At 67.9% G+C, this 8,466-nt stretch carries 6 protein-coding genes; 5 read left to right on the top strand and 1 reads right to left on the bottom strand.

Features of this window, described 5'->3' with window-relative positions; genetic code table 11:
* The first annotated feature begins 226 nt into the window (after positions 1 to 226).
* Complete coding sequence (locus ON23_RS04610; protein WP_039776584.1) at positions 227 to 1,672, top strand: neutral zinc metallopeptidase; 1,446 nt, start codon at positions 227 to 229, stop codon at positions 1,670 to 1,672.
* Positions 1,673 to 1,686: 14 nt separating this feature from the next.
* On the opposite strand, the gene ON23_RS04605 is transcribed toward ON23_RS04610, so the two are convergent.
* Positions 1,687 to 2,985: an FHA domain-containing protein gene (locus tag ON23_RS04605; RefSeq protein ID WP_039776582.1), complete on the bottom strand. Its 1,299-nt coding sequence runs from the start codon at positions 2,983 to 2,985 to the stop codon at positions 1,687 to 1,689.
* 155 nt (positions 2,986 to 3,140) lie between these two features.
* On the opposite strand from ON23_RS04605, the gene ON23_RS04600 reads away from it, so the two are divergent.
* The 4 genes from ON23_RS04600 (at position 3,141) to ON23_RS04585 (ending at position 8,426) form a co-directional block, all read left to right on the top strand.
* Positions 3,141 to 4,340, top strand: coding sequence for a DUF7373 family lipoprotein (locus tag ON23_RS04600; RefSeq protein WP_039776581.1), 1,200 nt, complete (start codon positions 3,141 to 3,143; stop codon positions 4,338 to 4,340).
* Between the two features lie 42 nt (positions 4,341 to 4,382).
* Complete coding sequence (locus ON23_RS04595; RefSeq protein WP_086006829.1) at positions 4,383 to 5,834, top strand: type VII secretion-associated protein; 1,452 nt, start codon at positions 4,383 to 4,385, stop codon at positions 5,832 to 5,834.
* A 139-nt stretch (positions 5,835 to 5,973) separates the two neighbouring features.
* Positions 5,974 to 7,182, top strand: coding sequence for a DUF7373 family lipoprotein (locus ON23_RS04590; protein ID WP_039776579.1), 1,209 nt, complete (start codon positions 5,974 to 5,976; stop codon positions 7,180 to 7,182).
* A complete protein-coding gene (locus ON23_RS04585) occupies positions 7,179 to 8,426 on the top strand; it encodes a DUF7373 family lipoprotein (protein WP_039776578.1) in 1,248 nt (415 codons plus the stop codon). The genes ON23_RS04590 and ON23_RS04585 overlap by 4 nt, the downstream gene beginning before the upstream one ends.
* The last annotated feature ends 40 nt before the right edge of the window (positions 8,427 to 8,466 follow it).

Raw genomic sequence — 8,466 nt, 5'->3', positions numbered from 1 at the left:
CGACGAACACCGTCACCTCGGGCGCGCGGCCCAGGGTCACCTGCTGAGTGTTTTCGAAGATCCGATCGGTTCCCTCATGGCGCACGGTGATCTTCTGCGCCCCCGGTAATGACATGAGCCGGATAATATGCGATGGCCGTGACATCGGTGGGGCTCGAACGTGCCCCCGATCGCCGGGGGCGGCGCAGGTGACGCAGTGACTACCGGCCCGGGGAGGGATGGGGAGATGGCGAAACGCCCGGTGACGGCGACCCTCGCCGTACTGGTGCTGGCGGTCGGTCTACTGGCCGGCTGCACCATGACGACCGGTGGGCACGCGGTATCCATCTACGACGACCCGTTCCAGGTCGCCGGACTCCCCACCACCAGCGGCCCCAGCGGTCCCCGATCCGGCGTCCCCGATTCCGCGCTGACCGCCACCGGTGGCGACAAGGGCGGGGTGGACACGTTGGCGCTCAATGCCATCGACGACATCCAAAGCTATTGGCGCGGTGAGTATCACAACGAATTCCAGGGCGACTTCACCCCCGTCACCAAATTCTATTCCTGGAGTGCGAAGGCGCCGCGCTCACAGGAGACGCAGTTCTGCAAGGACACGACCTATCACCTGGTCAACGCGGCCTACTGCCGGCTGGACAATTCCGTCGGCTGGGACCGTGGGGTTCTGCTGCCGATGATGCAGGACAGCTTCGGGAAGATGGCCGTGGTGATGGTGCTCGCGCACGAATACGGCCACGCCATCCAGACGATGTCGCGCATCGTCACCGCCAAGGATCCGGTCATCGTGAAGGAGCAGCAGGCCGACTGTTTCGCCGGGGCGTTCATGCGTCACGTCGCCGAGGACAAGGCCGCGCACTTCACGATCAACACCTCCGACGGCCTCAACAACGTGCTGGCCGCGACGGTCGCCATCCGGGACGCCAACCCCGAGGATCCGGAATCGGTGCACGGCTCGGCCTTCGAGCGGGTGACCGCGGTGCAGATCGGTTTCACCGACGGACCCAAGGGCTGCAAGGCGATCGATATGAAGGACATCGATCGCCGCCGCAAGAATCTGCCGCAGTCCTTCGGCGACGACGTCAACCGCGGCGAATTGGCCATCACCAAGGACAGTCTCAAGGAGTTGAGCAAGGCGATGGCGGCGATCATGCCGATCCCGTCCGAACCGGCCTACGACTATCACGGCGCCCTCATGCACTGCAGCAACGGCGCCGACACCGTGCCCGTCACCTACTGCCCCGCGACCAATACCATCGGCACCGACATCCCCGCCCTCGCGCAGCGCGGTGCCGCGAATACCGATGAGCAGGACGGATTTCCGACCCGCGTCGGCGGTGACTACAACGCCTACGTCGTATTCGTCTCGCGCTACGCGCTCGCGGTGCAGCGCAACGCGCATCAGCAATTGACCGGAGCGAAGACCGGCCTGCGCGCGGCCTGTCTGTCGGGTGTGATCACCGCGAGGCTCGCCGATCCGCATCGCGATGCCGGACAGGGCGATATCGCGCTGTCTCCGGGCGATCTCGACAAGGCGGTGTCGGGTCTGCTCAGCGACGGGCTGGCGGCCAGCGACGTAGAAGGCAAGACCGTGCCGAGCGGCTTCTCCCGGGTCGACGCGTTCCGGGCAGGCGTGCTGGGCACACAGGAGATCTGCGAGGCGCGCTACTCCTGAACGGCTCGGTCATCTCAGCCGAACGGCGGGGGCGCGGCCGGCTCCAACCGCAGTACCCGGTTGCCGAGCTGGATCTCCGAGCCCTGGGCCAGCACCATCGGCTGATTCGGTGGCAGCCGAATCCAATCGCGATATCCGGCCGGCCGGGCCCGGGTGCCGTTGGTGGAGCCGCGGTCCACGACGGTGATATCCCAGTTCATCAGCCGGATCTCGGCGTGGGCCCGCGACATTCCGCCGGAGGAGTCCTCGATCTTGACCGGCACCAGTCCGCGCTGGGCGGCCTCCGAGTTCTCCGGGTCCCGTCCGATCACCGCGTCGGCCGCGAGCAGATAGGTCATCCCGTCGTCGAGAACGAGCATGCCCAGCGGCGGCCGGACGACCTCGGCCGGTTGCTGGGTCTGGTCGACCGGCATCCCGCAGACCGTGCAGAACGCCGAGCGTGGATCGCTCGGATGGGCCCGGGCGCATTTGAATCCCATCACCCGCACCGTCAGCGAGGTCGCGCGGGCGGTCGCCTCCATCCGGCGTTCCAGTTCCGGATCGGGGCCGGGAGCGGGATTGGTTCCACGCAACCGGGTTTCGGCCAGACGAGGATCCTCCGCCGGTTCGGGACGTGATGTCCCTTGCCGCGCATCGACTTCCGGTGACCGGTCGGGCCGGGTCGGCGGCGGGGGCACGTGGGGTTCGGGTCGCTGCGCGTCCAATTGTGAAGTGGGAGCGTCTTCGGCGCGATGATGCGCACCCGGGGCCGGCCGGGCGGCACGATCACGCGCGCGCGTCCGCTCCCCGTCGAACCACACCACCGCCCCCGCGGCGGCCGCCACGCCTTCCACCAGCGAGCCGATACCGCGTTCGGGCAGTTCCGGAATCCGGCCGCGCTCGTCGTCGATGAACAGCGCCGCGGCGCGGGCCGGTGGTTCGGTGAAGCGGTCGACGGTGAAGGCGGCATCCACGCCGCGGTAGTACTCGACCCCCCGGGCGCCCGCGAGGACCACGGTGACCGCCCCGTGCAGGAAGATCGCCACCCCACCGGTATCCGAGCGCGAGAGAATACCCAGGTCGACCGGGCTGCCGTCGACCTGTTCGGCCTCCTGTATCAGCCAGCGGGTGGCCTCGCGCGCGATGATCCGGCCGGGTCCCTGCGGGGCGTGCTCGGAGGCCTCGGACACCAACTGCGCCAACGCCTCCGCGGCCCGCATCGCCGGTGCGTCGGGGTGAACCCGGCCGCGACCACGATGCGCGACGACCACGACGGCCCCCGCGACGCGCACGAGGACATGGTTACCGGCGACGACCTCGACCTGCCAATCCATCAACGGAATCGGCCTCCGAGCGATATCAGCGCAGCGGTCACCACAGGGACAAGGTTAAGGCAATCGTTGTCCATGGGTCCCCGCTGCCGGGTCCGGTCCGGTAATTTCGATGGCGGAGAACCGGGTGAGAGCACCGGGAGAAGGGGGGGCGGTCCATGGACCGAACGATTCGCAGATCTCTGGTTTTCACGTGCGCGGCACTGTTGGCCGTGCTGACCGGTTGCGGTGTGCAGGGAACCCCGACCGCGGCCGAGATCGATGTCCGCACGCTCGACGTCGGCCCGTATCCGGTCGACCGCCACAGCTACGACGCCACCGCGGGCAGCAAGGGTGCGCTCGCGGAGGGGATGCGGATGTCGCAGGCCGTGGTTCCGGCCGTCCGTATCGACCCGTCGCTGACGATCGGCGCCGGCGGACGCGTCGTCGTCGACAGCACCGATGCCACCCGCCGCCTGCTGGCCGCGGTCTCCAAACCGGTGCTCGACCGCAACAAGATGGTCGTCGCCTATGTCGCGGCGGGTTCCGACAAACCCGGTTCGCTGGACAGCGCCGCCGCGGCGACCTCGGTCACCGATCTGGTGTTGCGCTTCCCGGACGAGTCCGCGGCCCGGCAGGCCGCGCGCGAACTCGAGGACGTCGACTTCGGTGTCGCGCCCGACCTCAATCGCAAACTCGCACTGCCGAAATACTCGGACGCCTATATCCACTACCGTCCGGGGATCGCGACCATCGGCACCTTCATGGCCTACAAGCAGTTCGTGATCTCGCTGTTCATCGAGCGGCCCCGGTCCGAGGAAGCCGATCTGCTGGCCTGGGTTCAGAAGACCCTCGACGCCGAGGTACCGGCACTCGATCATTTCCAGGCGACCGCGGCCGGCGGCCTCGACGCACTGCCGGTGGACCCGGACGGCCTCCTCGCGCGCGCCGTGGTGCGGGACCGCTCGAACCGTACGCCCGATGTCGATCGCTTCGCCGTCTACGCGGCACCGGCATTCGTCCATATCTCCTCCGACGAGACCACACGTCAGCGGCTCGTCGACGACACCGGTATGGATGCCATCGCCGTCGCCGACAACAGCTCGGTGTTGCGCGTCCGCGACGCCGATGCCGGGGCGCGCATGATCAAGGGCCTGATCTCCAGTTCGGGTGAGCAGTACGAGCCGGCCGACGCGCCCAAGACGGTGCCCGGGGCCAAATGCCTGACACTCAACAGTTCGGGAGATCCGCAGAAGGACAGCAGATTCCGCTGTTATGTGCCCTACCGTCGATACGTGGAGGTCGTCAACGCCAACAGCCGCGAGGATATCGATCAGCGGGTCGATGCGGCGTATGCGTTGCTGGCCAACAGCTTCTGACCGGCCCCGGGCGGCGCGGGCGCGTCACCGTGCTGGAGTACTATGCCGCGAGAACCGGCCTGGAAGGGGGAGCTGATGTCCACGGTCGATCTGATATTGACCGACAGCCGATTGTGGGCGCGCAGCGAATCCACCCATTGGGACGGCGCTCCCTCGGTGGTCCCCGCCAGCGACGGCACGAGTCTCGTTGTGGGAGAACCACTTCAGCCGCCCTCCCCCGCGGTATCGGTGGTACGTCTGGCCGCGGCCGACCGCATCGCGTTCGTCCCGATGCTGCCGACCGTCGCCGACGCCTTCGCCGCGATCTTCGGCGCCGTGCTGACGAATCTGCGACTGCCCACCGCGTGTGAACGGCTCACCGTGGTGAGCCCGTCGGAGTGGGGCACGCGCCGCCGCGCCGCGCTCGAGGCCGGCGCCCGCCGTCTGGTCGGCGAGATCAGCGTCGAACCGCTGGCCTTGCGGGTGGCCGGACTGTCCGCGAGCACCTCGCAGCAGCAGCGCATCGCGGTGGTGGAATTGAATTCGCTCACCACGACCGTCACCCTGACCGGCCGTTCGGGTACCGAGACCTGGATCGAGGCCTGCGAATACGAGCCGACGATCGGCTCCGCGGACCTGGCCGAGGGGCGCGGTGTGGAGGCCGTCGTCGACGTCGTCGATCGGCTGCTGGGCGGGCGGAAACCCAGCTATCTCGTGGTCGTCGGGGCTGCCGACCCCACGCTGCTCGACGCGATGCGCGCGGAACTGTCCCGGCGCTACGGTTTCGGTGTCGACCTGCGCGCGATGTCCGGTGTGGACCTGGTCCGGGGCGGGCCCGCGATGCCCGCCGCAGCCGAACCCGCGCAGTTCGCCCCGCAGACTCCCTGGGTCGGCTCCCTGCACGAGCATGCGGCCGCGACCGCGCCGCCACCGAAGCGCCGCACTCCGCTGCTCATCGGCGCCGCTGTGGTCGCGGTGGTCGTCGCGGCGGTGGTGGCCGCCGTCGTGCTGACCCGCTCCGGCGACGAGTCGCCGACGGCCCAGCCCACCGCGGCGCGCCCCTCCGCCGTCGCGTCGCCGACTGCTGCGCCCGCACCACCTGCCGAAACCTTCGGGCGGGTCGGCGCGGTGATCCCGGCGGGCTGGCATATCACCAATCGCTCGGGCGCCCGGGTCGATATTTCCCCGAACGACGGTGCGCGCGAACGCATTTCGCTGGTTCAGAAGGACCTTGCCCCGGGTTCCGGCGTCGAGGACGTCGCCGCCACGCTCGAAACCCAGATCGCCAAGCGCCCGGCCGGCACCGTCGGGCCGCTGCAGCGCAATGTGATCTTCGGTGGGCGCCCGGGGCTGTCGTATGAGGAAACTCCCGGTGACGGCACCACGGTGCGCTGGCAGGTTCTGGTGGATTCCGGTCTTCAGGTCAGCGTCGGCTGCCAATACCCCACCGGCGACTGGCAGCCTATCGCCGCGGTGTGCGAAAAGTTCGTCGGCGACCTGCGCTCGGGGGCGTGACACCCGGCTCGGACCGACGCCCACAGGGCGGGAGCCGCCGCCGGTGAGGGCATCCCGTCGGAGACGGGTGCTATCTTCTTCGCAGCGTCGGCCGAACGGGCACCTGTGTTCGCCGGCGTGGAGCCTGTGGGAGGGGACTATGCGAAATTCCGTGCGCGTGCTGGCCGCTGCCGTGGCCGCGCTGGCGCTGGCCGCGACGGGATGCGGCTCCGATCCGACTCCCGCACCGGCCGCCGAGCCGACGGTCGATCTCAGCGGCCTGGACGTGGGGCCGTACGACGCCACGCCGCGCGATATGGGCAAACCCACCAATCCCGGTCAGGCCGCGTTCTACGAGGCGGAACGACTCGGCAGCACGATGCCGCTGCCGATGGATATCGACCCGGCCTTCACTCACACCGGCAAACTCGACACCCTGGTCTTCCTCGATCCGAAGACGTCGGTGATGAAGGATTTCACCGACCTGAGCAACTTCGCCGAAGATGCCCCGGACCTGATCGGCGGCTTCGTGTCCTACGGCCGCGACGACCCGGACAATCTGGGCAGCGAGCTGGTCAACGCGGCCATGATCTTCCCGACCGAGCAGCGCGCGACCGAGGTCGCCGCGGCTCTGGAGCGGCGCGATTTCGGACGCGATCCGCAGACCCAGGCGGTGGCGATCCCCAATTATCCGCTGACGCACGCACATTGGGTACCGACCAAACAGGCGATCAACAGCTGGTATCCGGCGGGTCGGCTGGTCGTCTTCACCTCGGTCTACGACCAGGCGAAGAACTGGTTCGGCAAGGTCGACCTCCCGGCGCTCGTTTCCCGTGTGCAGAAGAGCCTCGACACCGTCGCGCCCGCGCTCGCCAAATTCCAGCCGACACCGCCGGACAAGTTGATGGATCACCCGATCGACGTCGACGGGATGCTCGGGCGGACCATGATCCGGCCGAAGGAGGCGACCGGCGAATGGCTCAACCCGCCCGGGGTCTATCTCGGGCGTGCGGGGCTACATTTCAGTAGCGATCCGGGCGAATCCCGGGCGTGGTACGACCGCGACGGCGTCGACCGCTTCGCCGATTACGGCAACGAACTGTACCGAGCCCGCGATGCCGCGGCCGCCGCGGATATTCGCGACGAATTGGGCGGAGCGGAAAAACATTTCAAGCAGGCCGCATCCCCGCGGAATCTTCCGGTCGCGAAATGCCGGGAATACAACGGCAAGGAACAGTTGGCCGTCCGCTTCTACTGCTCGGTGTACTACGGCAGATATGCCTCGCTGGCCTGGGGTGAACAGTTACTGGATGCGCAGCAACGCATTTCGGCCCAGTACACCATCCTGGTGAAGGCGGATCCGAAATGACCATACGATTCGTCCGGGCGGCGGCCGCCGCGGCCTGTCTCGGCGGACTCCTGGCGGCGACCGGATGCGGCGCGACCGTCGGCGGCTGGGCCGGCCCGTCGGAAATAGACGTCCGGAAACTCGACGTCGGCAACTACGACGTGCGGCCGCTCGATATCCACGTGGACTACCGGCCGGGCTTCGTCAACGCGCCCGAGGCCGCCGGCATGCGCCTTGCCGAGTACGTGGTGACCGCGGATCAGGTCGACCCGGCGCTGACGAAACGCGAGAAAGCGGGCAGCTTCTCCGCCGGCGTCCTGCCTGATGCGCTCGGCAAAGAGGACGAGATGGAGGCCGTCGCCAAACGCGACCACATGGTGTACGGATTCTCGACCGCGGCCGGCGACAAGGACGCGGGCTGGGGTTTCTCCGGCTGGCCGAAACCCGAGAAGCCGTATTCCACCGTGCTCGCTCTGTCGGTGATGCAGTTCAACGACGCCGCGAGCGCCACCCGGGCCGCCACCGATTTCTACAACACCGATTTCAACGCCTACAAAGACCAGAACCAGTCGGTACCGCTCGCGAAATATCCTGACGCGCACGCACATTGGCTCCCAGGAACGCCGTCGATCCGCTCCTTCCTCGCACACGGCCCCTATGTGGTGTCCGTATTGGCCCTCACTCCTACACCGAACCTGAACAGCCTCACCTCCCTCACCGAGAAGACCCTCGACACCGAATTCCCGCTGTTGGACCGCTTGCAGCCGATCTCCGACGAGGACACGGTCAAACTGCCCTGGGATCCGAACTACCTGCTCAGCCGTGCGCTCAACACCGGCCAGTCCGGTCGTCCGCAATACGGCGACGACAACGGCGTATTCGGCCCGCACGGGATCGTGCACTACATGCCCGACCGCAAGGCCGCCGCCCAGAGTGTCGCCGCGCTGAAGGCCGCTGAATTCGCCAAGACCTCCGACGCCCTGGTGCTGCGCTCAGAGGACGCCACCTCGGCGAAAAAGGCTGTCACCGACCGTGTCACGCTCCAGGGCGGTGGCCCCGCCGTCGACGCGGTACCCCAGATCACGGATTCGGCGTGCGTGGAGAACAGTACGAAGAACACCGATTTCAGCGGGCCCAAGCGGTACACCTGCATCGTCGCCTACCGCAATTACGTCGGCTATGTGACCTCGAATCAGCTGGTCGACGTCCATCAACGCGCGGCCGCGCAGTACGCCCTGTTCGCCAACAGCCAGTGGCAGCCGTGACTCGACCGCCCACCTCGAAGTCCAGTAAGCTCCGCGACGA

Source organism: Nocardia cerradoensis NBRC 101014, assembly GCF_000308535.1.
GTDB classification, from domain to species: Bacteria; Actinomycetota; Actinomycetes; order Mycobacteriales; family Mycobacteriaceae; genus Nocardia; species Nocardia cerradoensis.
Note: the sequence above shows the minus strand (reverse complement) of the source record. Positions and strands in the feature narration are given on the sequence as shown.